The following is a 24341-nucleotide window of genomic DNA, read 5'->3' as shown; positions in this document are numbered from 1 at the left end:
CCCGAGCAGCCGGGTGCCGATCTCCGAGGGCACCTCACCGACCCCGCCACCCCGTTGGACCCAGACGAAGAGAGCAGACCGATGAAGACCAGCCCGCTCAGGAACAGCCCACCGGCGACCGGCCCGAGAGGGCCCCGCGTCCCAGGTGCCCGGCGTGCCGCCGTGGCCGTCGCCCTCGGATCCGTGCTCGCGCTGACCGTCACCGCCTGCGGTGACGACGGCAGCGGCAGCGCGGGGGACAAGGGCACCGAGGGCTCCGGCAAGGGCGAGATCACCTTCTGGGACAACAACGGCGGTGTCCGCACCGACGTCTGGAAGCAGATCATCGCCGACTTCGAGAAGAAGTACCCGGACATCAAGGTCAAGTACGTCGGCATCCCGGCGGCCGACGCCCAGTCCAAGTACGACACCGCCATCCAGGGCGGCGGCCTGCCCGACGTCGGGGGCGTGGGCACCGCGATGCTCGCCGAGGTCGCCGTCCAGGGGGCGCTCGAACCGCTGGACGGCCGGATCGAGAAGGGCGCGCTGAGCGGGAAACTGAGCCGGAACCTGCTCGACGTCAGCCGGGCCGCGGGCGGCGGCGACACGCTGTACCAGGTGCCGACCTCCGCCAACAACGGCACGCTCTGGTACCGCACCGACCTGTTCGAGGCGGCCGGACTGGAGGCGCCGACCTCCTGGTCGAAGTTCTACGAAGCCGCGGCGAAGCTCACGGACAAGGGCGAGAACGAGTTCGGCTTCACCATCCGCGGCGGAGCCGGCTCCATCGCCCCGGCGCTGGACGCGGCGTACGGCCAGACCGGCATCACCTCGTTCTGGGACGGGGACAGGACCACGGTCAACGACCCGAAGAACGTGGCGGCCCTGGAGAAGTACGTCGCCCTCTACAAGAAGGCCACCCCGTCCGCCGACGTCAACAACGACTTCACCAAGATGGTCGCGCAGTGGGACAGCGGCACCATCGGCATGCTGAGCCACAACCTCGGCTCCTACCAGGACCACGTGAAGGCGCTGGGCGACGGCAAGTTCCGCGGCATCCCGAACCCCACGCTGGACGACGGCAGGCGGGTGCAGATCTCCAACCCGGTCGACGGGCTCAGTCTGTTCAAGTCGGGGAAGAACAAGGCGGCCGCCTGGAAGTTCATCGAGTTCGCCGTCTCCGCGCAGGAGAACTCCAAGTTCAACGAGTCGGCGGGCCAGGTCCCGGCGAACATCGACGCCGCGAAGGACGCCTGGATCCAGCAGGCCGAGCCGACCAGGCTGGCCGCAGACGCGCTGAACGGCGGCGGCACCGAGATCGTGCAGCTTCCGTACTACCTGCCCGACTGGAACACCATCTCCAAGGCCGACAACGAGCCGAACTTCCAGAAGGTGCTGCTCGGCAAGATGAGCGTGAAGGACTTCCTGGACACGCTGGCCGACCAGCTCAACAAGGCGCAGGCCGACTGGAAGGCCCATCACTGATCCGACGCGTCCGCCGGGCCCGGCCGTGGCGCACGTCGCGCCCCGGCCGTCCCGCCGGACCCCCGGCCCGCGCCTCCGCCGGACCCCCGGTCGGCGTCTTCGCCGGCACCGCTGCCGCCACCCCCGCGATTCCTCCGCCGACCCTTCCGCCGGCACCGCGCGACTCCACCGCCGGCACCTCCGTCGAAAGGCACACGCCCGTGTCCCTCACGCGCAGACAGGTCGCCTCGGCGGCCGTCGCCGCACTGCCGCTCGCCGTCGCCGCCTCCGGCCCCGCGTCCGCGGCCCCGCGCCGCCGGCCGCGCACTCTCCACATCGCCGGTGATTCCACGGCCGCCCAGAAGTACGCCGACGCCGCGCCGGAGACCGGGTGGGGCATGGCCCTCCCGTTCTTCCTCCACGAGGACGTCACGGTCGCCAACCACGCGGTGAACGGCCGCAGTTCGAAGAGCTTCATCGACGAGGGGCGACTCGCCGCGATCCTCGGCGTGATCCGGCCGGGCGACCTGCTGCTCGTCCAGTTCGGGCACAACGACGAGAAGACCGCCGACCCGACGCGCCACACCGAGCCGTGGACGACGTTCCAGGACTGTCTGCGGCAGTACCTCGACGGAGCGCGGGCCCGGGGCGCCCGGCCGGTGCTCGCCACCCCGGTGGAGCGCAGGAGGTTCGACGCGAACGGCGACGCGGTGCCGACGCACGGCGACTACCCGGCGTCGATGCGCGCGCTCGCCACGGCCGAGCACGTGGCGCTCCTCGACATCCAGGCCCTGTCCATCGCCCTGTGGCAGCGGCTCGGCGCCGAGGAGACGAAGAAGTACTTCAACTGGACCGTGACCGAGCAGGACAACACGCACTTCAACCCGCCCGGGGCCATCGCCGTGGCCCGTCTCGTCGCGGGCGGGCTGCTGCACCACCGGGTGCTCGCGCCCCGGGACGTACGCCGCCTCGGCGCGGAGGTCCCCGAGTCCTGGATCACCTGGCCCACCGCCTGAACGCCCGAGTTCCCGAGCCGAAGAAGAGAGAGCCGCATCATGAACACACAGATATGGCATGAGCATGCCACAGATTGGCGCGCGGTCACCGTACGGAGAGCCGCCGCGCTGATCGGCTGCACCGCCCTCGTGCTCGCCGTCACCGGCGCCACCGCCGAGGCCCGCCCCCGTGAGCTCGGCCGGCAGACGCTCGCCGCGGGCGACGGCTGGGCCTCCGCCGGGACCGGTACCACCGGCGGCTCGGCCGCCGGCGCGGCGCAGGTCAGCACGGTCACGACCTGGGCGGAGTTCAAGGCCGCGCTCGCCGCCGGAGGCAGCGCCCCGAAGATCATCAAGGTCAGGGGGACGATCGACGCCAACGCCGCCGGCTGCGACTCCCTCGCCGCCCCCGGCTACGACTTCGACCGGTACCTCGCCGACTACGACCCCGCGGTGTGGGGCTACGACCAGGTGGTCAGCGGCGAGCAGGAGGACCTGCGGGCCGTCTCCGCCGCGAACCAGGACGCCGCGATCAAGGCGTACGTCCCCGCCGACACGACCATCGTCGGCCTCGGACGGAACGCGGGCTTCAAGGGCGCGAGCCTCCAGATCAAGGACGTCGACAACGTCATCGTCCGCAACCTCACCTTCGAGAGCCCCCTCGACTGCTTCCCGCAGTGGGACCCCACCGACGGCGACACCGGCAACTGGAACTCCGAGTACGACAGCGCGGTCGTGTACGGCGCCACGCACGTCTGGCTCGACCACGACACGTTCACCGACGGCGACCACCCGGACGGTTCGCTGCCCACCTACTACGGCCGGATCTACCAACAGCACGACGGCGAGCTGGACATCGTCAAGGGCGCCGACCACGTGACCGTCTCCTGGAACGTCTTCGCCGACCACGACAAGACCATCCTGATCGGCAACAGCGACAGCGCGGCGACCGCCGCCGTGGACCGGGGCCACCTGAGGGTCACCCTCCACCACAACCTGTTCACCGGCCTGGTCGAGCGTGCCCCGCGCGTGCGCTTCGGGCAGGTGGACTCCTACAACAACCACTTCGTGGCCGACTCCTCCTACGGCTACAGCTACGGCATCGGCATGGAGTCCCAACTCGTCGCCGAGCACAACGCGTTCACCCTGCCCGCCTCGGTCGGCGCCGGGAAGATCCTCAAGAAGTGGAAGGACGCGCCGCTGACCGCGGCCGACAACTACGTCAACGGCGTCCTCACCGATCTGATCGCCGTGCACAACGCGGAGATCCCCGCCGAGACGCTGAGGTCCGGCGCCGGCTGGACCCCGGTCCTGCGGACGAAGGTCGACCCGCCCAGGGCCGTGCCCGGCATCGTCGCCCACCGCGCGGGCGCCGGAAGGATCTGCTGACCATGGCCGGACACCCCGTCAGCAGAAGGGCGTTCGTCGCCGCGGGCACCGGAGCCCTGCTCGCTCCCGTGCTCGCGGCCCCGGCCCGCGCCACCGGGCACCCGCCGTTCGGGCGGTACGGTTCGCCGTCCGCGCGGCCCGACGCGAGGACGCTGTACGTCCACCCCGGCGGACTCGGCGACCACACCACCGTCCAGGCCGCCGTGACCGCCGCGACCGGCGCCGGATTCACCCTGGTCATCGCCCCCGGCGTGTACCGCGAGACGGTCTCGGTCGGAGCGGTCGACCCGGCGACCGGCCTGCCCGGCGCCGCCGGGTCCGAGATGACCTGGATCGGCGCCACCGGCGACCCGCGCGATGTCGTCGTGGTGTACGACAACGCCAACGGCACGCCCAGGCCCGACGGTTCGGGCACCCACGGCACCACCGGGTCGGCGACGACCACCGTGCGCGCGGACGGCTTCACCGCCCGCTCGGTCACCTTCGCCAACGACTGGCTGCGCGCCGACCACCCGGACATCACCGGCACCCAGGCCGTGGCGATCAAGGTGCAGGGCGACCGCTCCGCGTTCCACCGGTGCCGCTTCCTCGGCCACCAGGACACCCTGTACGCCGACACGCTCGCGCTCGCCGTCTTCGCCCGGCAGTACTACCGGGACTGCTACGTCGAGGGGGACGTGGACTTCGTCTTCGGGCGGGCGACGGCGGTCTTCGAGCACTGCCACTTCCGCACCCTGGACCGCACGGACCTGGCCGGTGCCCCGTACGGCTTCGTCTTCGCGCCGTCCACGGCCGTCGCCGGCCCGCGCGGGTACCTGGTCACCCGCAGCAGGATCAGCAGCGCCGCGCCGGACGCGTACTACAAGCTGGCGCGCCCCTGGGTGCCCGGCTCGGACCCCACCGCACGTCCGATGCTGACCGTCCGCGACACCCGTCTGGACTCCGGTGTCGACGCGGTCGCGCCCTACGCGAACATGTCCGCCGCCCACCCGTGGCAGGACCAGCGCTTCGCCGAGTACCGCAACACGGGACCCGGCGCGGTGATCACCGTCCCGGAGAACCGTCCCCAGCTCACGGACACGGAGGCCGAGCGGCACACCCGTGCCGCGTACCTCGGCGACTGGTGTCCGTGATTCCCCCCGTTCCGTCCGACAGCACGACGAAAGGACCCCACTCCATGTCTCGTCGTACCGCTCTCTCCCTCGGTGCCGCCCTGGCGCTGGGAGCCGGCCTCGCCGTCGTCCCCGGCCAGGCGCAGGCCGCCACCGTCGTCGTGGACACGACCGCCGAGCTGACCAGTGCGATCTCCGGTGCCGCCGCCGGAACCGTCATCCAGGTGCGCGGCGGCACCTACTACCCGACGGCCACCCTCCAGTCCACGGCCAACGGCACGTCCTCCGCGCCGGTCACCCTCACCGCGTACGGCTCGGAGACCGTGAAGATCGACGGCTCCTCGCTGCCCTCGGGCTCCTGGATCTTCAAGCTGACCGCCGACTACTGGAACGTCTCGGGGATCACGTTCCAGAACTCCCCGGACAGCGCGGTCGTCTGCCAGTCCTGCACCGGCACCGTCTGGAACAACGTCAAGACCATCAACGGCGGCGACTCCGGCTTCACCCTGACCGGCGACGGCACCGTCAACAACACGGTGAGGAACATCGACGCGTACGGCAACTACGACGCCGCCACGCACGGCGAGAACGCGGACGGCATCGCCGTGAAGTTCGGCTCGGGCACCGGCAACCTCATCACCGGAGCCCGCCTGTACAACAATTCCGACGACGGGATCGACTTCTGGTCCTTCTCCTCGCCCGTCACCGTCGAGCACACCTGGTCCTTCGGCAACGGCAAGAACCGGTGGGGCGACTCGGCCTTCGCCGGCGACGGCAACGGCTACAAGCTCGGCGGCGACGGCGAGGTCGTCGCCCACGTCGTCAACAACTCGGCGGCCTGGGACGACACCGGCAGCGGCTTCACCGAGAACTCCAACACCGGGGCCATCGTCATCAACCGCACCACCGCCTACGCCAACGGGAAGTACGGCTACTACTTCGCCACCGGCGCCGCCCGGCTCGGCAAGAACCTCGCCGTGGGCAACGGCACCGCGGTCTCCAAGGGCTCCTCGGTGACGTCCGCGGGCAACAACTGGGACTCCGGCGTCTCCACCCCCTCGTTCGTCTCCACGGACGCCACCACCACGTACAACTCCCGTTCCTCCAGCGGGACACTGCCCGCGACCACCTTCCTCACGACGGGCAGCACGACCATCGGCGCGACCATGAACTGACCCGCGCCGAAAGGGAAACGAGGCCTGAAAAGTCCGGCGCGAGGCCCAAGTCGGCCGAAAAGTAGGTATCGATCAGGCAAAAGGTCTCGCGCCGACGGACGTTACGCGCGTAGAAAACCTGTCATGCATAAGCCACTGCGCATCGCGGCCGTCGCCGCGACCTGTGTCGTCGCCGGTGCCGCCCTGTACGGCACCGGCGTGGCGACCGCCGGTCAGTCGACGGCGAACTCGACGCACGAGCCCTACAACATAGGCGTCCTGGTCAAGGACATCGACACCTACTACGGCACCACCGCCGACAGCGACGGGGTCTACCAGGCGTCTCCCGACAGCCCGTACGCCGAGGACCTCGCGCGCCTCGACGCCGCCGCCGAGCGGTACATCGACCGGGCGGCCCGCAAGGCCCACCACCGGCACGAGAAGCCCGCCGTCGTCTTCGACATCGACGACACGCTGCTGCTCTCCCTCGACTACGAGAAGAGGACCAACTACACCTACAACTCGGCCTCCTGGGCCGCGTACGTCGCCCAGGCGAACCGTCCGGCCGTCTTCGGCAGCCCCGAGCTCGTCGCGTACGCCGCCTCCAAGGGCGTCGAGGTGTTCTACAACTCCGGCCTGAAGGAGTCGCAGCGCGCCTCCGCGGTCGAGAACCTGAAGAAGGTCGGCGTCGACGTCAACCTCGACGCCGCCCACATGTTCCTCAAGGACGCGGCCAACCCGCCCGCCTACCTGAGCGACTGCGCCACCGCCGCCGCCTGGAACTGCACGACCGTGCAGTACAAGGCCGGCACCCGCAAGCACATCGAGTCCCTCGGGTACGACATCGTCGCCAACTTCGGCGACCAGTACTCGGACCTCGAGGGCGGCTACGCCGACAAGACCTACAAGCTCCCGAACCCCACGTACTTCGTGAGCTGACACCCTCTCCCCCCACGGGCGAACGCCCCCGCCGGTCCTCACCGGCGGGGGCGTCTCGTCTGTCCGGGGGAGCCGGGGCCGAACCCGATTCCGTAACACGGGGAAAACCTGAAACCGGTTGAACGGGGGAACAATCCAGCCAGCATCCGCACACCAGGCACGCAGGCAACGAGGAGCATCGCCATGTCCGAAGCGCAGAAGGTCGACGACCGGCCAAGTGCCGTACCACCGGCGGCAGGCGGGGTCGACGGGTTCTTCAAGATAACCGCCAGAGGCTCCACGATCGGCCGGGAGATACGCGGCGGGTTCGCCACGTTCTTCACCATGGCCTACATCCTCGTCCTGAACCCCATCATCCTCGGCAGCGCCAAGGACAAGTTCGGGCACACGCTCGACACCGGCCAACTGGTCACCGCCACCGCGCTGGTGGCGTGCGTGATGACCGTCGTCATGGGGATCGGCGGAAACCTCCCGCTCGCCATCGCCGCGGGCCTCGGCCTCAACGCCGTCGTGGCCTTCCAGATCGCGCCGCTCATGAGCTGGGACGACGCCATGGGCCTGGTCGTCCTCGAAGGCGTCCTGATCTGCGTCCTGGTGCTCACCGGCCTCCGGGAAGCGGTCATGAACGCGATCCCGCAGCAGCTCAAGCAGGCCATCGGCGTCGGCATCGGTCTGTTCATCGCCTTCATCGGCTTCGTGGACGCCGGGTTCGTCAGCCGCATTTCGGACGTCGCGCACACCACCGTCCCCGTGCAGCTCGGTGCCGTGGGCCGCCTGACCGGCTGGCCCGTCCTCGTCTTCTGCCTCGGCGTCCTGCTGACCATCGTGCTGCTCGCCCGCAAGGTGAAGGGCGCGATCCTCATCAGCATCGTCACCATGACGGCCGTGGCGATCGTCATCGAGGCCGTCGCCGACGTCAAGAACTGGGGCCTGACCACGCCCGCGGTCCCGGACGAGATCGTCGCCGCCCCGGACTTCGCACTCGTCGGCCACTTCAGCCTGTTCGGCGGATTCGCCGAGGCCGGTGTGCTCACCGCCGTCCTGCTGGTCTTCACCCTGGTGCTGTCGGACTTCTTCGACACCATGGGAACCGTCGTCGGGGTCAGCGCCGAGGCCGGGCTGCTCGACGAGCGGGGGCAGGTGCCGGGCATCGGCCGGGTCCTGCTCATCGACGGCGCCGCCGCCGTCGCGGGCGGCGCGGGCTCCGCCTCCTCCAACACCGCCTACATCGAGTCCGCGGCCGGCGTCGGCGAGGGTGCCCGCACCGGCTTCGCCAACCTGGTCACCGGCGGCCTCTTCGGCCTCGCGCTCTTCCTCACCCCGCTGCTGACCATCGTCCCGCTCCAGGCCGCGGCGCCCGCGCTGATCGCGGTCGGGTTCCTGATGATGACCCACGTCAAGCACATCGACTGGGACCGGTACGAGATCGCGATCCCGGCGTTCCTGACCATCGCCGTGATGCCGTTCACGTACTCCATCACCAACGGCATCGGCGCCGGTTTCCTGGCCTACGTCGTCATCAAGGCGGTGCTGGGCAAGGCGAAGGAGGTCAACTGGCTGCTGTGGGCCGTCTCGGCGCTGTTCCTGGTGTACTTCGCGATCGACCCGGTGGAGCAACTGCTCGGCGTGAAGTGACGTGAGGCGAGCGGACCGCGCGACGGGTCCCGCACGTGACGAGGCGGCCCCGTACCCGACCGGGTGCGGGGCCGCCTTGCGCACGGGCCGGGTGCGCCTCAGCCCTTCAGCGCCGCCCGCATCATCGCCTTGGCGACCGGCGCCGCGAGTCCGCCTCCGCTGACCTCCGAGCGCGCCGCGTCCGACTGCTCGACCATGACCGCGACGGCGACCTCCTTGTCGTTCGCGTCGGACTTCGCGTACGACGTGAACCAGGCGTACGGCGTCTTGCTGTTCTTCTCGCCGTGCTGGGCCGTGCCGGTCTTGCCGCCCACGGTCGCTCCGGGGATCAGCGCGTTGGTGCCCGTGCCGTCCTCGACGACCGTCCGCATCGCCGACTGGAGCTGCCGGGCGGTGTCCGAGCTGACGATCTCCTGGGTCTCCGCGTTGTCGTCGTAGTCCTCCAGCACAGTGCCGTCGGAGTCGCTGGTCTGCGAAACCATATGCGGCGAGACCAGCTTGCCGTCGTTGGCAATGGCGGCGGACACCATGGCCATCTGGAGCGGGGTGGCGGTGACGTCGAACTGCCCGATGCCGGTCAGCGCCGTGGACGACTTGTTCATGCCCGTGGGGTACACGCTGGCGTACGCCCGCACCGGCACGTCCTGCTCCGTGTCGTTGAAGCCGAACTTCTCCGCCATCGCCCTGACCTCGTCCTGGCCCAGGTCGACCGCCATCTTCCCGAAGACGTTGTTGCAGGAGTACTGGAGCGCGACCCGGATCGAGGCGTTCTCGCAGGGCGCGGACGCGTTCTCGTTCTTCAGCCGGGTCGTCGTGCCCGGCAGGACGTACGGGTCCGGGCTGTCCGTCTTCGCGTCCACGTCCTCGTACAGCCCGTTCTCCAGCGCGGCGGCGGCCACGACCAGCTTGAACGTCGAGCCCGGCGGCAGCGGCTGTCGCAGGGCGCGGTTGACCAGCGGCTTGTCGGGATCGCTCTTCAGCTTCTTCCAGACGCTGCTGTCGCCCGCGCTGATCTTCGTCGGGTCGTACGACGGCGTCGAGACGACCGCGAGGATCTTGCCGGTCCTCGGGTCGATCGCGACGGCGGCGCCCTTCTTGTCCCCGAGCGCGGTGTAGGCGGCCTTCTGGACGGCCGGGTCGATCGTCGTGACCACGTCACCGGGGTCGGCGCGCTTGTTCGTGAGCGTGTCCAGCGGGTTCTTGAGCTTGATGTCCGAGCCGTCCAGCAGCTTCTGGTAGATGCCCTCCAGCTGGGTGGCCCCGTAGACCTGCGAGCTGTAGCCGGTGACCGCCGCGTACAGGCTGCCGTCCTTGTACGTCCGCTTGTACTCGAGGTCGCTCCCTGTCGTCCGCGCGGAGCCGGTGATCGCGTCGCCGGCCACGATGATGTTCCCGAGCGGGTTCGCGTACAGCGCGATCGCGTTCCGCCGGTTTTCCTTGTCGTCCGCGAGCGCCCGGCCTTCGTAGAACTGCACCCAGGTCGCCCTGATCAGCAGGGAGAGCACGAGCAGCAGAGTGAAGGCGGCGGCACGCCTGATCGTCTTGTTCATCCCGGACAGAAGACGCTCGAAGCGGTGGCAATCGTTCCCGTACGACCTGTTTTCTCATCATGCCTTCAGAAAACCGGTCTCGTACGCGGTGATCACCGCCTGTGTCCGGTCCCGGGTGCCGGTCTTGGCCAGTACCGCCGCGACGTGCGACTTCACGGTGGCGGGGCCGATGTCCATGCGCCGCGCGATCTCCGCGTTGGTCAGCCCGAGAGCCATGTGCCGCAGCACCTCGCCCTCCCGCTCCGTGAGCCGGTCCGCCCACGACGGGGGCGCGGACGTCCGGCGGGCGTGCTCGGCCACGAGGGCCCGCAGGGCCGACGGGAACAGCAGGGCGTCGGTCCGCGCGACCAGCCGCACCGTCTGGACGAGCACGTCGGCCTCGGCCCGTTTCAGCAGGAAGCCGACGGCTCCGGCGCGCAGCGCGTCGTACACGTAGGAGTCGTTCTCGAAGGTGGTCACGACCACGACCCGGGGCGGCTCGTCGAGGGTGGCGAGGATCTGCTCGGTGGCCCGGATGCCGTCGATCCCGGGCATGCGGACGTCCATGAGGACCACGTCGGGGCGCAGCTCCCGGACGACCGAGACCGCCTCGGCACCGTCCGCCGCCTCGCCGACCACCTCCAGGCCGGGCTCGGCGGAGAGGATGGCCCGCAGGGCGGTGCGGACCATGCGCTCGTCGTCGGCGAGAACGACCCGGATCGCGGGCTGGGACATGCCGGTCCTTTCCGTCTGTCGCACGTTCGTCTGTCGCACGTTCGTCCGTCGCGCGGGCGGGTTCGTCCGCCGGGCGCGCGGCGGGTCCGTCCGCGGGTCACCCGGGTCCTCGTACGGGCAGCCGGACGTGCAGGCGCCAGGTGCCGCCGGACGCGCCGGCCTGTGAGGTCCCGCCCAGCAGCCGCACCCGGTCGGCGATGCCGCGCAGGCCGTGGCCGCCGCCGGGACGGCCGGAGGGGGAGGGGCCGAGCGGGTTCTCGACGGTGATCTCCAGGTGGCCGTCGGCGGCGGCGATGCGCAGGCCGACCGGTTCGCCCGCGTGCCTGAGGGCGTTGCTCAGGCCCTCCTGCACGATCCGGTACGCCTCCCGGGAGACCAGGGGCGGCAGGTCGGTGGCGCCGGTGCCGACGGCGGCGGTCACCTGCCGTCCGCCCGCCCTGGTCCGGCGCAGCAGTCCGTCCAGGTCGGCGGCGAGGGTGGGCGCGGGGGCGGTGCCGGGGGCGTCGCCGTCCCGCAGCAGGCCCAGGACGGCGTCCAGTTCACCGACCGTGCGCCGGGTGGTGTCCTCGATGGCGGCGAGCGCCTCACGGGCGAACCCGGGGTCGGTGTCCAGGACGCGGCGGGCGGCGCTCGCCTGGAGCGTGACGGCGCTCAGCGCGTGGCCGACGGAGTCGTGCAGCTCGCGGGCGAGCCGGCCCCGCACGGCGAGCTCGGCGGCGCGGGCCTCGGCTTCCGCCAGCCGGTCCGCCGGGGTGGGGCCGAGGAGGGCGGGCGCCCACCGGGCGAGCAGGGCCCCGCAGCCGGCGGCGCAGGCGGCGAGGGCGGCCAGTACGGCCGCTCCCGCGAGCGGGCAGAGCACCGACGCCCAGGCGCGGCCGAGGTGTCCGGTCAGGGGGACGGGGGTGTCGCCCGGGTCGGTGAAGAGGGGGAGCACGCTCAGCACGACCGCGAACGGCGGTACGGCCAGCGACATTCCGGAGACGATCCCGCCGAGCCCCAGGTGCAGGGTGAACCAGGCGGCCGTGCGCCCCCGTTCGCCGGGTGTCCGGGCCGGCTCGCGGGAGAGGGAGTCCGTGCCGAGGCCGCACAGGGCGAGGGCGGCGCCCGACTCCAGGGGACGGGTCAGCGGAAAGAGCGAGGTGACGGCCGCGACCGGTAATCCGACCGCGAACGAGCAGAGTTGCAGGGGCAAGGAGGTGAGCACGTCGTCCGCCCCGGTGAACGGGCCGAGGACCACCGAGCCGACGAGGACGTACGGCATGGCGAGCGCCCCGCCCAGGACCAGATGGATCCAGCGCCGGCGTGCCCGCCCGCCGAACAGGAGCCGCCACGTCTTCGTCACCGCGGGGCCCTGGCGGAACGGTCCGCGAAGTGGTGGGCGGTGACGGTCGCCACGAGCAGGCCGACGGTCATCTGCCCAGCGTAGGCGAGGCACATCGCCGGTGTCGGGCGGTCCGCGAGGTCGTGGGAGGCCGCCAGGGCGGCGAGCGCGGTCCAGGCGCCCCAGCAGGCCGCGGCCGCGGAGCCCGTCCAGGCCAGGGCGAGGGGCACGGTGACCGGCAGCGGGCGGCCTCGGCGGAAGGCCAGCTGACAGGCACCGGTGACGGCGGCGGCCAGGAAGGCGACGAAGACCGCCTCCACGATCCGGCCGCCGCTCGTGTTCCGCCCGGCCGTGGCCCCGCAGGCCCACAGCAGCCGGAGCACGGCCGGGAGCAGCGCGAGCACGGCGGCCGTCACGGCGGTCAGCCGCTGCGCGGCCGCCGTGACCGGCGCGGGCAGCTCTCCCACCCGCCCCCGCCACAGGTGTCCCCACCGGTCGCGGGCGTACCCGGCGAACAGCGCGCCCAGGGCGAGTCCCTGCACGATGAACCCGCCGTACACGACCTCGAACACCCACCCCGCGAGGAACGGGCGGCCGTCACCGCCCCGGCCGTCCCCGCCGAAGGCCAGCTGCAGTGGAACCCGACCATGATCGGCGCGAGCAGCCCGGTGGCGGCCCACATGGGCACCGCGAGCAGCCAGGCGGGCACCCGCAGCCCCCAGGGCCGGGTCAGCAGCAGCGCCAGCACGATGACGGCCGCGTCCATCACCACGGTCAGTCCGTTGGCGAGGACCATGGTGATCCGGTGCTCCAGCAGCGGACTTCCGTCCGGCACGCCGATGCGACTCCCGCCGATCCAGGCGAGTTTGAGGCAGAGGTAGGGCACACAGGCGGCGACGGCGACGAGGCACAGTACAGGGCGGTGCCACGGGCCGGTGGCGGTGGTGCCCCCGGCGGCGGTGTTCGGGGAGGTCATGTCCCCACGCTCCCGCGCACCCGGGACCGCGCACTTCCTGCGCGGCGACGATCCGCCTCCGCCGGGTGGGGGAGCCCGGTGTCCTCCTCACAGCCTCCGCGTCGCCAGGGTGAGCCGGTCGCGGGCGTCGAACAGGGCGTCCTTCACCATCTGTTCGTGGGCGGGGGTGAGCCGGGCCACCGGCACCGAGCAGCTGATCGCGTCACGGGCGGGCGTGCGGTACGGGATCGCCACGCCGAAGCAGCGCAGCCCCAGCGTGTTCTCCTCGCGGTCCACCGCGAAGCCCTGCTCCCGCACCTGGTGCAGCTCCTCGACGAGCTTCTCCCGGTCGGTGATCGTGTGCTCGGTCAGCGCGGGGAGCGTCTCCGGCAGCATCTTGCGGACCTGCTCGTCGCTGTACGTGGCCAGCAGGGCCTTGCCGAGAGAGGTGGAGTGGGCGGGGAGCCGGCGGCCGACCCGGGTGAAGGGGCGCAGATAGTGCTGCGACTGCCGGGTGGCGAGATAGACGACGTTCGTGCCGTCCAGGCGCGCGAGGTGGATCGTCTCGGTGGTGTCGTCCGAGAGGCGGTCGAGGGTGGGGCGGGCGGCGGCGACCACCTCGTCGCCGTCGATGTACGAGGTGCCGACCAGCAGGGCCCGTACGCCGATGCCGTACCGCGTGCCCGTCGCGTCCGTCTCGACCCAGCCGAGTTCCACGAGCGTGCGAAGCAGCATGTACAGGCTGGACTTGGGATATCCGACGGCCTCCTGGACCGCGGCGAGGGAATGCATTCCGGGCCGGCCGGCGAAGTATTCCAGCAATTCAACGGTCCGCACCGCGGACTTGACCTGCGCCCCGCCGCCTGCCTCGCCTGCCGACATCGCCCTTGACCCCTTCGTTGGACGGGAAATAGTCTCCGACAGGAAATTCACCATCAGAGACAGCGTTCAGCATATCGAACGCCGCTGGTGAGTGACACAAGAAATGTGGCAAGAACTGTGGCAGTACATCTGAAGGGACCCGCGGTGGCAGCAGCACCAGTCTGGAGTGTCGACCCCCGTACCGGGAAGCAGCGGGAACAGGTCGCGGTGGAGGCCACGGGCCAGGAGGTGGACGAGGCCGTCCGCGCGGCGCACGACGCACGTGCCGCGCTGGCCGACCGTGCCGTGCGCGCCGCGTTCCTGCGCTCCGCCGCGGACCGGCTCGACGAGGCCGGGGACCTGCTCGTCGAGGCCGCCGACGCGGAGACCGCGCTCGGACCGGTCCGGCTCACCGGCGAACTCGCCCGCACCTGCTACCAGCTGCGCGCGTTCGCCGGGATCGTCGACGAGGGCGCCTTCCTCGACGTCGTGATCAACCACCCGGACGCCACCGCGACCCCGCCGGTCCCGGACCTGCGCCGCTACAAGGTGCCGCTGGGCGTCGTCGCCGTGTACTCGGCCTCGAACTTCCCCTTCGCCTTCTCGGTGGCCGGCGGTGACACGGCGAGCGCGCTGGCCGCGGGCTGCCCGGTCGTCGTCAAGGCCCACCCCGACCACCCGGCGCTCTCCGAGCTGGTCGCGGCCGTCCTGCGCCGCGCGGCCGCCGCGCACGGCATCCCCGCCGGCGTCGTCGGCCTCGTGCACGGCTTCGAGGCCGGTGTCGAGCTGGTCCGGCACCCGCTGGTCACGGCGGCCGGGTTCACCGGCTCCGTCCGCGGCGGGCGCGCGCTGTTCGACGCGGCCGCCGCGCGTCCGGTGCCGATCCCGTTCCACGGCGAGCTGGGCTCCCTCAACCCCGTCGTCGTCACCGAGGCCGCGGCCGCCGAGCGCGCCGAGGAGATCGGCACGGGACTCGCCGGCTCGATGACCCTGGGCGTCGGCCAGTTCTGCGTGAAGCCGGGCCTGGTGCTGGCGCCGGCCGGAGCGGCGGGCGACCGGATGCTGAAGTCCCTGACCGACGCCGTGAGCGCCACCGACGCCGGGGTCCTGCTCGACCACCGCATGCGCGACAACTTCATCGCCGGGGTCGCCGAGCGCGCCGGACTCCCGGACGTCCAGACCCCGGTGACACCGGGCGCGGGCGGTGAGCACACCGTGAGCCCCGGCTTCCTGACCGTGCCCGCGAGCAGGCTCGCCACCGAGGGCGAGCACGACCTGCTCCTGGAGGAGTGCTTCGGGCCGCTCACGGTCGTGGCGCGCTACGAGGACGAGTCCGAGGCGGGCGCGGTGCTCTCCCGGCTCCCCGGCAACCTCACGGCCACGGTGCAGCTCTCCGCGGAGGAGGCCGCGGGCGAGGGGCGCGGTGCGGAGATCCTCGCCGACCTCACCTCCCTCGCGGGCCGGGTCCTGGTGAACGGCTGGCCGACCGGCGTCGCCGTCGCTGCGGCCCAGCACCACGGAGGGCCGTACCCCGCCACGACCTCGACGTCCACCTCGGTCGGCGGCACCGCCATCGAGCGCTGGATGCGGCCGGTGGCCTACCAGGGCGTGCCCGAGGCGCTGCTGCCGCCCGAGCTGCGCGACGACAACCCGCTGGGGCTGCCGCGCCGGTACGACGGGCGCCTGGAGCGTTAGGTCCTGTCGTCAAATTCCCGCCTGCCTTGCGACGACAGGCCCTAGCGCCTCCGCGGAGGGCCGGACCGGTTCGGCGACGGGCCGCGTCCCGTGCCGTGCCGGTTCGACCCGCCGGGCCTCGTGCCGTGCCGGCCGGTTTCGGCGGTGTACGGGGCTGGTTCCGTGACGGATCGGTTCGGTGGCGGGCCCGGCCGGTTCCGTACCGGGGCGGTTCCGTCCCGGACCCGGCCGGTCCTGTCCGCTGGCGGGCATCGTGCGGGCCGTCGTGCGACACCTCCGTACCACCGGGGGGTCGGGCCCGGACCTGAGAGACTTCGGGCCATGGACGTCACACTCCCCGAACTCCCCTTCTCCCTCCGCACCTACGGCCCCGACGGGCACTGGTCGTACGAGGACGGTGTGCTCACCGGCTGGGCAGGGCCCCGGCAGGACCGCTTCGTGCCGCCCACCGGGGAAGGGCTCGACCCGGCCTCCGACGCGCCGAGGCTGCTCGGCTCGCCGGAGGGGGACTTCCAGCTCATCGCCCGCGTGACGGTGGGCTTCGGGGCCGCCTTCGACGCGGGCGTGCTCTACGTCCACGTCGGGGAACGGGCCTGGGCGAAGCTGTGCCTGGAGTACTCCCCGGACGTGCCCACCGTCTGCACGGTGGTCACCCAGGGGCACTCCGACGACGCCAACTCCTTCACCGTGGACGGCAGTTCCGTGTGGCTGCGGGTGAGCCGCACGGGCCGCGCCTTCGCCTTCCACGCCTCCCGCGACGGCGAGCGCTGGACCTTCGTCCGTCTGTTCACCCTGGCCGGTGAGAAGGAGACCGGGGCGGCGCTGGTCGGCTTCATGACCCAGGCGCCGATGGGGGAGGGCTGCGTGGTGACCTACGACGGCATCGAGTTCCGTCCGTCCTGGCCGGACGACCTGCGCGACGGCAGCTGAAGCCTCCCGGATCCGGTTCCGCGTCCGTCCGGTTCCGCGTCCGTCCGGTTCCGCCTCCGGTCCGGCCGGAGGCGGAACCGGACCGTCCGCGGTCACGTCCTCAGCAGCATGATCGAGAACCGTGTGAAGCACGTGCGCCGGGTGATCAGGACGGTGCTGTCCGTCGAGGCGGCCGCCGTCGCCGACCTGCACGCCCGGGCCCGGGCGACGTACTACCCGGACGGAGTGCCGCAGGACGGCACCGACTGGCTCGCCGCTTGGCGGGGCGCAATCGAGCGCCCCGACGGTCACGTGCTGTGCCTCGTGCAGGACGGGGGGATCGCGGGCATCGCCTCCTTCCGCACGGACGGAGCCGCGCCCGCCGACACGGTCAAGCTCTTCCAGTTCCACGTCGACCCCGACCGCTGGCGGGCCGGGATCGGGGCGGAACTGCACGCGGCCTGCGTGGAGGAGTGGCAGGCGGACGGGAAGCGCACGGCGACCCTCGACGTGCACGTCGACAACCTGCGCGCCCGGGCCTTCTACGCCCGTCTGGGCTGGGTGCCCGACCCGGAGAACCCGCCGGAGGAGGGCGACCACCACCTGTGTCTGCGGTACCCGGTGCCCGGGCGCGCGGACGGGACCGGCGGCGCGGCCCGGGGCGCGGGGAGCACCGGGGAATGACCCGAGCCGCTTGAACGTTCACCCATCGACGTCCCTGGAGGGTGTCCCCCGTTCGCACGACCTGGAGAGAACCGAAGAATGCGCGTCGAGATCTGGTCCGACATCGCCTGCCCGTGGTGCTATGTCGGAAAGGCCCGCTTCGACAAGGCGCTCGACGCCTTCCCGCACCGTGACGAGGTCGAGGTCGTGCACCGCTCGTTCGAGCTGGACCCCGGCCGTGCCAAGGGCGACGTCCAGCCCGTGATCACGATGCTCACCAGGAAGTACGGCATGAGCGAGGCGCAGGCGCAGGCGGGCGAGGAGAACCTCGGCACGCAGGCCGCCGCCGAGGGCCTCGCGTACCGCACCCGGGACCGCGACCACGGCAACACCTTCGACATGCACCGCCTGCTGCACCTCGCCAAGGCGCGGGGCCTCCAGGACGAACTGATAGCCCTGTTCTACAAGGCCAACTTCGCCGAGGAGCGGACCGTCTTCGGCGACGACGAACGGCTCGTGGAGCTGGCCGCCGCCGCCGGGCTCGACGCCGACGAGGCCCGCGGGGTGCTCGCCGACCCGGCCGCCTACGCCGACGACGTCCGCGCCGACGAGCGCGAGGCCGCCGAGCTGGGCGCGAACGGCGTCCCCTTCTTCGTCCTGGACCGCACCTACGGGGTGTCCGGCGCACAGCCCGCCGAGGTCTTTGCCCAGGCCCTGGCCCAGGCGTGGGGCGAGCGTCCCCGGCTCACGCCGGTCCAGGACGGGGCCGCCGAGGTCTGCGGCCCGGACGGCTGCGCCGTTCCGCAGGACTGAGGAGCGCTGGGGCGGGCCCCGGCGCCGGAAGACGCAGGTCGGGGCCCACGCATAAGCGCCGCTTGGGGAAACCACGTAGAAATCCGCAATGGACTTGGACATCGTCCGGGTCCACAGTGGTCCCATGGAGACCTTCGAGACCCTCGTCCGTGCCGAGTTCGCCCCGGAGAACACCTATCTGAACACGGCCAGCAACGGCCTGCTGCCGGCCCGTACCGTGGCCGCCCTGCACGAGGCGGTGGCGCTGCGCGCCGCGGGCAGGCCGCTCGACCCCCTCTACGAGGACGTCGAGCTGGCCCGCGCCTCCTTCGCCCGGCTGGCCGGCGTCCCGGCCGCCCGGGTCGCCGCCGGCCCGTCCGTCGCGGCCCAGACCGCGCTGATCGCGGCCGGGCTCGCCCCCGGCTCCGAAGTCCTCACCGCGGAGGACGACTTCACCTCCGTACTGAACCCGTTCCACGTCCGCGGCGACCTGAAGGTGCGCGCCGTACCGCTGGAGCGGATCGCCGAGTCCGTGCGGCCCGGCACGGCGCTCGTCGCGGTCAGCGCCGCGCAGTCCGCCGACGGGCGCGTCGCTGACCTGCCCGCGCTGCGCGAGGCGGCCCGCGCCCACGGGGCGCGCACCTACGTCGACTTCTCGCAGGCGGCGGGCTGGCTGCCGGTCGACGCCGACGGCTACGACTTCACCGTGTGCATCACCTTCAAGTGGCTGCTGGGCCCGCACGGCGCGGCCTTCCTCGTGGTGCCCGAGGACTTCGGCGGGCTCACCCCGGTGCTCGCGGGCTGGGTCGCGGCGGAGGAACCCTGGAACAGCTGCTACGGCCCGGTCCAGGAACTCGCCCGCTCCGCCCGCCGTTTCGACGTGAGCCCCGCTCTGTTCACCTACACCGGGGTGCGCCACTCCCTCGCGCTGATCGAGGAACTGGGCGTGGACACCGTCCGCGCGCACGACCTCGCCCTCGCGGACCGGTTCCGCGCGGGGCTGGCCGCGCTGGACCACGAGCCGCTGCCCGCGCCCGGCTCCGCCATCGTCTCGGTCCCCGGACTGGGGCACCGCCAGGGCGAACTGAGCCGGGCCGGCATCGAGGTGTCGAACCGCGCGGGCAATCTGAGGGCGTCGTTCCACCTCTACAACACGCCGGCCGACGTCGACCGGCTGCTGGACGTGCTCGGCGGCTGACCCGGCGGACGGCCCCGGGGAGCACGTGCTCCCCGGGGCCGCCGGGCTCCCGCCCACCCCGCCGGAGGTGTCACCGCACCGGGGTGAAGTCCCGCGCCCCGATGAACTCCGGCCTGCGCACGGGCGCCGCGAACGGCTCCACCGCGGCGTTCTCCACGCTGTTGAACACGATGAAGACGTTGCTGCGCGGGAACGGGGTGATGTTGTCCCCCGAGCCGTGCATGCAGTTGCAGTCGAACCAGGTCGCCGAACCCGCCCTGCCCGTGAAGAGCTTGATGCCGTGCCGGCTCGCGAGGCGGGTGAGCGCCTCGTCGGAGGGAGTCCCGGCGTCCTGCATCCGGAGCGACTTCTTGTAGTTGTCCTTCGGCGTGGCCCCCGCGCACCCGAGGAACGTCCTGTGCGACCCCGGCATGATCATGAGGCCGCCGTTGGTGTCGTGGTTCTCGGTCAGCGCGATCGAGACGGACACGGTCCGCATGTTCGGCAGACCGTCCTCGGCGTGCCAGGTCTCGAAGTCCGAGTGCCAGTAGAAGCCACTGGCCCCGAAGCCCGGCTTGACGTTGATCCTCGACTGGTGGACGTACACGTCGGATCCGAGGATCTGCCGGGCCCGGCCCACGACGCGCTCGTCGCGTACGAGACGGGCGAAGACCTCGCTGATCCGGTGCACCTCGAAGACGGACCGGATCTCCTGCGTCCCCGGCTCGACGACCGAGCGCTCGTCGGCGCGGACCGCCGGGTCGGTGACGAGCCGTTCCAGCTCCCGCCGGTAGACGGCGACCTCGCTCTCGGTGATGAGCTGTTCGACGGAGAGGAAGCCGTCGCGCTCGTAGGAGTGCAGATCGGGGACCGGGATCGGGCCGGGTTCGTCCGGCGCGCCCCAGACGACCGGGTCGTGACGGGGCACGGCCACCTCGGTGGCGGCGCGGCTGGGGTACGGATCGGTGAGTGCGGTCATCGGTGTGTCACACCTCCTCGGGTTCGGTGAGCAGGGGATAGACGCCGTTCTCGTCGTGGTCCTCCCGTCCGGTGACGGGCGGGTTGAAGACGCAGACGCACCGGAAGTCGGTCCTCGGGCGCAGGGTGTGGCGCTCGTGGCCGTTCAGCAGGTACATCGTCCCCGGCGAGATCCAGTGCCTCTCGCCGGTCTCCTCGTCGGTGAGCTCGGCCTCGCCCTCCACGCACAGCACGGCCTCGACGTGGTTCGCGTACCACATCGACGTCTCCGTGCCCGCGTACAGGATCGTCTCGTGCAGGGAGAAGCCGACCCTCTCCCCGGCGAGGACGATGCGCTTGCTCTCCCAGGTGCCGGACGCCGCCCTCACGTGCCGGTCGGTGCCCTCGAGTTCCTTGAACGAACGGACTATCACGGTGGTGCGGTACCTCTCTCTCGCGTGGTTCTCGTGCTTCCCGCCGGTCTCCCGGAGCCGCCGGCTCAGACGGTCTCCCGTACGGCGCGTTCGAGGACGCGCAGGCCCTCGTCGAGTTCGTCGGGGGTGATGGTGAGGGCGGGCAGCAGTTTCACGACCTCGCTCTCCGGCCCCGACGTCTCGACGAGCAGCCCGAGTTCGAAGGCACGGCGGGCGACCCGCGTGGCACGGGACCTGTCCTTGAACTCGATGCCCCAGACGAGTCCGCGGCCCCGGTACTCCTCGACGTCGGCGAGGTTCTCCTCGGTGACGCGGATCAGCGCCCGTTCGATCTGCTCGCCGCGGGCGCGGGTCTGCTTCTCCATGGCGGAGCCGTCGGTCCAGTAGGCGTCCAGGGCGGCGGCGGCCGTGACGAACGCCGGGTTGTTGCCGCGGAAGGTGCCGTTGTGCTCGCCCGGCTCCCAGATGTCCAGCCCGGGCTTGAACAGGCACAGCGACATCGGCAGTCCGTACCCGCTGATGGACTTGGACACGGTCACGATGTCGGGCACGATCCCCGCCTCCTCGAAGGAGAAGAACGCGCCGGTCCGCCCGCAGCCCATCTGGATGTCGTCGACGATCAGCAGCATGTCGCGGCGTTCGCACAGATCGGCCAGCGCGCGCAGCCACTCGGGCCGCGCGACGTTGATGCCGCCCTCGCCCTGCACGGTCTCGACGATCACCGCGGCGGGCCGGTTGAGCCCCGACCCCTGATCCTCCAGGAGCCGTTCGAACCACAGGAAGTCCGGCACCCGCCCGTCGAAGTAGTTGTCGAACGGCATCGGGGTGCCGTGCACCAGCGGGATGCCGGCGCCCGCCCGCTTGAAGGCGTTGCCGGTCACGGCGAGCGAGCCGAGCGACATCCCGTGGAAGGCGTTGGTGAACGACACGATCGCCTCGCGCCCCTTCACCTTCCGCGCGAGCTTCAGCGCCGACTCGACGGCGTTGGTGCCGGTGGGGCCGGGGAACATCACCTTGTACGGCAGGTCGCGCGGCCGCAGCACCAGGTTCTGGAAGGACTCCAGGAAGGCGCGCTTGGCGGTCGTCGACATGTCGAGACCGTGGGTGACGCCGTCGCGCTCCAGGTAGTCGATCAGGGCCCGTTTGAGCACGGGGTTGTTGTGTCCGTAGTTCAGCGACCCGGCGCCCGCGAAGAAGTCCAGGTACTCGTGCCCGTCCTCGTCGTACATGCGGCTGCCCCGGGCCCGGTCGAAGACGGTGGGCCAGTTGCGGCAGTAGCTGCGCACCTCCGACTCCAGGGTCTCGAAGACGCCGAGGTCCGGCTGGGTGATGGTCAAGGGGATTCGCTCCTCGAAGCTCGTGGGGAGGGGAGGGGAGGCGGGGGATCAGCGGGGGAACGGGCCGATGCGGTACAGCACTTCGGGCTCGTGCGGCCCGTCGGGGAACTGCCCCGCCTCGAACAGCACCTCGCGCTCGACGGGGGCGCCGTGACGTCGCGCGTACGACGTGAACAGGCGCTCGGAGGCGGTGTTGCCCGGGGTGACGGTGGTCTCGACGGCGGACAGCCCGCGCTCGGCCGCGACCCGCGCGGTCAGTCCGTCGAGCAGGCGCGCCGCCAGCCCGCGGCCGCGGTGCGCCGCGTCGACGGCCACCTGCCACACGAGGAGGGTTTTCGGACGCTCGGGACGCACGTACGCGGTGACGAAACCGACGGGCCGCCCGTCGGCGTCGCGCGCCACCGCCGAGGTGCCGGCGAAGTCACGGCACCACAGCAGGTAGCTGTAGGAGGAGTTCAGGTCGAGGGTCCGGGAGTCCTTGGCGATACGCCAGAGGGCGGCCCCGTCGGCCACCTCCGGACGGTCGATCCGAAGGCCCTCCGGTATTTCCGGGAATTCCGCTGACAGGTCTGCTTGAGCGACGGTCATGCGGATTTAATTTACCGACGGAAAGTTCAGATTGCATCGTCGGACGGGGTTACGTGTGGTGCGCCCGTGTGTTATCACGCGCCCGTGAAAGGCCCCCGAAGGGGACGCTTTTATCGACGGTTTTGCCCGGAAAATACCGCAGAAAACGGGTGGGGTGTGGAGTGGATCACAGGAGTGGAACGTGTGCGGGGTCTCCCCGTGCCGCGCCTGGTCGTGTTCGCGAAATCTTTGCGTTTAGGTACGGGGAGAGCGGGCAGGAGAATGTCGGAAACCGTATCGACGGAATTCGGATTCGAATGGGCGGCAAGGGGAGGGTGGGGGAGATTTGGAATTCCCGCGGTATCGCCGTGGGGGATCCCGGGGGCTCCCCGGCCCGGCGGGAGCGCGGCCGTTCCCGCCCGCGCTCCGGCGAAGGTGCGGCGCCCCCGCCGACCGCCCCGCCGGCTGCCACGCGCCGCCCGTCCTCCGTCCCGGCTCAGCCCCAGGCCAGCTCCACGGCCCGGTGCGCCCCCTCCAGGTCCACGGGGAAGCCGGACCCGGCCAGTGCCGCGCCGATCCCCGCGAGGCTGGAGCGGACGGCGTCCGGGGTGGCGTCGGGGCCGTAGTGGTTCACGCGGATCATCGAGTGCGCGAGAGCGCCGCCGCCCGCGGCGAGCGGCAGCGCGGGATCCGCGGCCAGCGCCTTGGCGACCACGGCGGAGGCGTCCGCGCCCTCGGGCACCCGCAGCGTGGTGGCGACGGGCGCGGCGTCGGCGGCGGCGTGCACGAACGGCGCGAGGCCCCCGCCGAGGGCCATCGCTCCCGCCCGGGCGGCCGCGGCGGCCGTGGCGTGACGGGCCGTCACCGCGTCCAGGCCCTCGCCCTCGATCCGCTCGACACACGCCTCCAGCGCCAGCATCTCCAGCTGTGCCGGGGCGTGCAGCAGCGTCGTGCGGCCGCCGTCGACCCAGCGCTCCTTCCAGTCGAGCAGGGAGAGGTAGGAGCGGCGCGGCGCGGCGGGGTTCGCGGCCATCCGCGCCCACGCCCGCTCGCTCACCGACACCGCCGACACGCCGGCGGGGCCGCCCATCGCCTTCTGGGCCCCGATCACGCACAGGTCGACGCCCCAGGCGTCCGGCAGCACCGGCTCGGCGCCGATCGACGCGACGGCGTCCAGGTAGAAGAGGGCGCCGTGCTCGCGCACGACCTCGCCGATCTCCGCCACCGGGTTGGTGTTCCCGGTGGCGGCCTCGGCGTGCACGAGCGACACGAAGTCGATCGACGGGTGCTCGGCGAACGCCTCGCGGATCTGCGCGGCGGTGACCGCGGTGTGGAAGGGCACCGGCAGGTCGATCACGGTCGCCCCGCAGTCCCGCAGCCAGTTCCCGAACGTCTGGCCGTAGGGGCCGGTGACGACGTTCAGGGCGGTCGTGCCGGGACCGGCCGTGCCGCGGATGGCCCCTTCCAGGGGGAGCAGCGCCTCGCCCTGCATGATCACGACGTCCTGCCGGGTGCCGAGCAGCCGGGCGACACGGTCCTCGATCGACGCGAAGCGGGCGGCGCTCAGCGGCGCCAGGTCAAGGAAGGGGTGGGTCACGGCGGTGCTCTCCTCGCTCGTGGTGGGGGGTGACGATCAGAGAGTAACCGCGGCCCCTCCGTACCCGGAGCGGCGAATTCTGAGGCCGGACGGCTCAGGGGCCATCGGATTGATTTGAGCAACTCAAACCTTTCCTTATAATCGG

Annotated in this window: 21 protein-coding genes and 1 pseudogene; 12 read left to right on the top strand and 10 right to left on the bottom strand. The window is 71.6% G+C overall.

Going from position 1 to position 24341, the window contains the following annotated elements:
• Positions 1–81 precede the first annotated feature (81 nt).
• From ACFW6B_RS19990 to ACFW6B_RS19960, 7 genes are all read left to right on the top strand, one after another.
• Positions 82–1464 carry an ABC transporter substrate-binding protein gene (locus ACFW6B_RS19990; protein ID WP_386597780.1) on the top strand — a complete coding sequence of 461 codons (1383 nt, stop codon included), beginning with the start codon at positions 82–84 and terminating at the stop codon, positions 1462–1464.
• Between the two features lie 200 nt (positions 1465–1664).
• On the top strand, positions 1665–2459 hold the full coding sequence (locus tag ACFW6B_RS19985; RefSeq protein ID WP_386597779.1) for a rhamnogalacturonan acetylesterase: 795 nt from the start codon (positions 1665–1667) through the stop codon (positions 2457–2459).
• A gap of 39 nt (positions 2460–2498) precedes the next feature.
• Complete coding sequence (locus tag ACFW6B_RS19980) at positions 2499–3827, top strand: polysaccharide lyase family 1 protein (RefSeq protein ID WP_386597777.1); 1329 nt, start codon at positions 2499–2501, stop codon at positions 3825–3827.
• 2 nt (positions 3828–3829) lie between these two features.
• Positions 3830–4960: a pectinesterase family protein gene (locus ACFW6B_RS19975; protein ID WP_386597776.1), complete on the top strand. Its 1131-nt coding sequence runs from the start codon at positions 3830–3832 to the stop codon at positions 4958–4960.
• Between the two features lie 44 nt (positions 4961–5004).
• Positions 5005–6114 carry a pectate lyase gene (locus ACFW6B_RS19970; protein WP_386597775.1) on the top strand — a complete coding sequence of 370 codons (1110 nt, stop codon included), beginning with the start codon at positions 5005–5007 and terminating at the stop codon, positions 6112–6114.
• A gap of 123 nt (positions 6115–6237) precedes the next feature.
• Positions 6238–7032, top strand: a complete 795-nt coding sequence (locus ACFW6B_RS19965) for an HAD family acid phosphatase (protein WP_386597774.1) — start codon at positions 6238–6240, stop codon at positions 7030–7032.
• 183 nt (positions 7033–7215) lie between these two features.
• Entirely contained in the window at positions 7216–8667 is a 1452-nt protein-coding gene (locus ACFW6B_RS19960; protein ID WP_386597772.1) for an NCS2 family permease, read from the top strand.
• A gap of 98 nt (positions 8668–8765) precedes the next feature.
• Here ACFW6B_RS19960 and ACFW6B_RS19955 read toward each other — a convergent pair whose 3' ends face one another.
• From ACFW6B_RS19955 to ACFW6B_RS19935, 5 genes and pseudogenes are all read right to left on the bottom strand, one after another.
• Positions 8766–10217 carry a peptidoglycan D,D-transpeptidase FtsI family protein gene (locus ACFW6B_RS19955; RefSeq protein WP_386597771.1) on the bottom strand — a complete coding sequence of 484 codons (1452 nt, stop codon included), beginning with the start codon at positions 10215–10217 and terminating at the stop codon, positions 8766–8768.
• Between the two features lie 57 nt (positions 10218–10274).
• Complete coding sequence (locus ACFW6B_RS19950) at positions 10275–10931, bottom strand: response regulator (RefSeq protein ID WP_386597770.1); 657 nt, start codon at positions 10929–10931, stop codon at positions 10275–10277.
• Between the two features lie 97 nt (positions 10932–11028).
• Positions 11029–12273 carry a sensor histidine kinase gene (locus ACFW6B_RS19945; RefSeq protein ID WP_386597769.1) on the bottom strand — a complete coding sequence of 415 codons (1245 nt, stop codon included), beginning with the start codon at positions 12271–12273 and terminating at the stop codon, positions 11029–11031.
• Positions 12270–13228, bottom strand: a pseudogene (locus ACFW6B_RS19940) (hypothetical protein). Before ACFW6B_RS19940 ends, ACFW6B_RS19945 begins: the two are co-directional and overlap by 4 nt.
• 87 nt (positions 13229–13315) lie before the next feature.
• A complete protein-coding gene (locus ACFW6B_RS19935; RefSeq protein WP_386597768.1) occupies positions 13316–14089 on the bottom strand; it encodes an IclR family transcriptional regulator in 774 nt (257 codons plus the stop codon).
• 144 nt (positions 14090–14233) lie between these two features.
• Here ACFW6B_RS19935 and ACFW6B_RS19930 point away from each other — a divergent pair, with 144 nt between their 5' ends.
• From ACFW6B_RS19930 to ACFW6B_RS19910, 5 genes are all read left to right on the top strand, one after another.
• Positions 14234–15763, top strand: a complete 1530-nt coding sequence (locus tag ACFW6B_RS19930) for an aldehyde dehydrogenase (NADP(+)) (protein ID WP_386597767.1) — start codon at positions 14234–14236, stop codon at positions 15761–15763.
• A 321-nt stretch (positions 15764–16084) separates the two neighbouring features.
• A complete protein-coding gene (locus ACFW6B_RS19925; protein WP_386597766.1) occupies positions 16085–16693 on the top strand; it encodes a DUF1349 domain-containing protein in 609 nt (202 codons plus the stop codon).
• A 108-nt stretch (positions 16694–16801) separates the two neighbouring features.
• Positions 16802–17356 (top strand): GNAT family N-acetyltransferase, encoded by a 555-nt coding sequence (locus ACFW6B_RS19920; RefSeq protein ID WP_386597765.1) that lies wholly within the window; start codon positions 16802–16804, stop codon positions 17354–17356.
• 78 nt (positions 17357–17434) lie between these two features.
• A complete protein-coding gene (locus ACFW6B_RS19915) occupies positions 17435–18148 on the top strand; it encodes a DsbA family oxidoreductase (RefSeq protein ID WP_386597764.1) in 714 nt (237 codons plus the stop codon).
• A 124-nt stretch (positions 18149–18272) separates the two neighbouring features.
• Entirely contained in the window at positions 18273–19325 is a 1053-nt protein-coding gene (locus ACFW6B_RS19910; RefSeq protein WP_386597818.1) for an aminotransferase class V-fold PLP-dependent enzyme, read from the top strand.
• A 70-nt stretch (positions 19326–19395) separates the two neighbouring features.
• On the opposite strand, the gene thpD is transcribed toward ACFW6B_RS19910, so the two are convergent.
• The 5 genes from thpD to ACFW6B_RS19885 all read right to left on the bottom strand — a co-directional run bounded on the left by thpD (position 19396) and on the right by ACFW6B_RS19885 (position 24196).
• Complete coding sequence (gene thpD, locus ACFW6B_RS19905) at positions 19396–20283, bottom strand: ectoine hydroxylase (protein WP_386597763.1); 888 nt, start codon at positions 20281–20283, stop codon at positions 19396–19398.
• 7 nt (positions 20284–20290) lie between these two features.
• Entirely contained in the window at positions 20291–20695 is a 405-nt protein-coding gene (locus ACFW6B_RS19900; RefSeq protein ID WP_386597762.1) for an ectoine synthase, read from the bottom strand.
• Between the two features lie 65 nt (positions 20696–20760).
• Positions 20761–22032, bottom strand: coding sequence for a diaminobutyrate--2-oxoglutarate transaminase (ectB, locus tag ACFW6B_RS19895; RefSeq protein ID WP_386597761.1), 1272 nt, complete (start codon positions 22030–22032; stop codon positions 20761–20763).
• Positions 22033–22080: 48 nt separating this feature from the next.
• A complete protein-coding gene (gene ectA / locus ACFW6B_RS19890; RefSeq protein ID WP_386597760.1) occupies positions 22081–22620 on the bottom strand; it encodes a diaminobutyrate acetyltransferase in 540 nt (179 codons plus the stop codon).
• 475 nt (positions 22621–23095) lie between these two features.
• Complete coding sequence (locus ACFW6B_RS19885) at positions 23096–24196, bottom strand: pyridoxal-phosphate-dependent aminotransferase family protein (RefSeq protein ID WP_386597759.1); 1101 nt, start codon at positions 24194–24196, stop codon at positions 23096–23098.
• Positions 24197–24341 lie beyond the last annotated feature (145 nt).

Source organism: Streptomyces sp. NPDC058751, from assembly GCF_042746485.1.
Taxonomy (GTDB): Bacteria; Actinomycetota; Actinomycetes; order Streptomycetales; family Streptomycetaceae; genus Streptomyces.
Note: the sequence above shows the minus strand (reverse complement) of the source record. Positions and strands in the feature narration are given on the sequence as shown.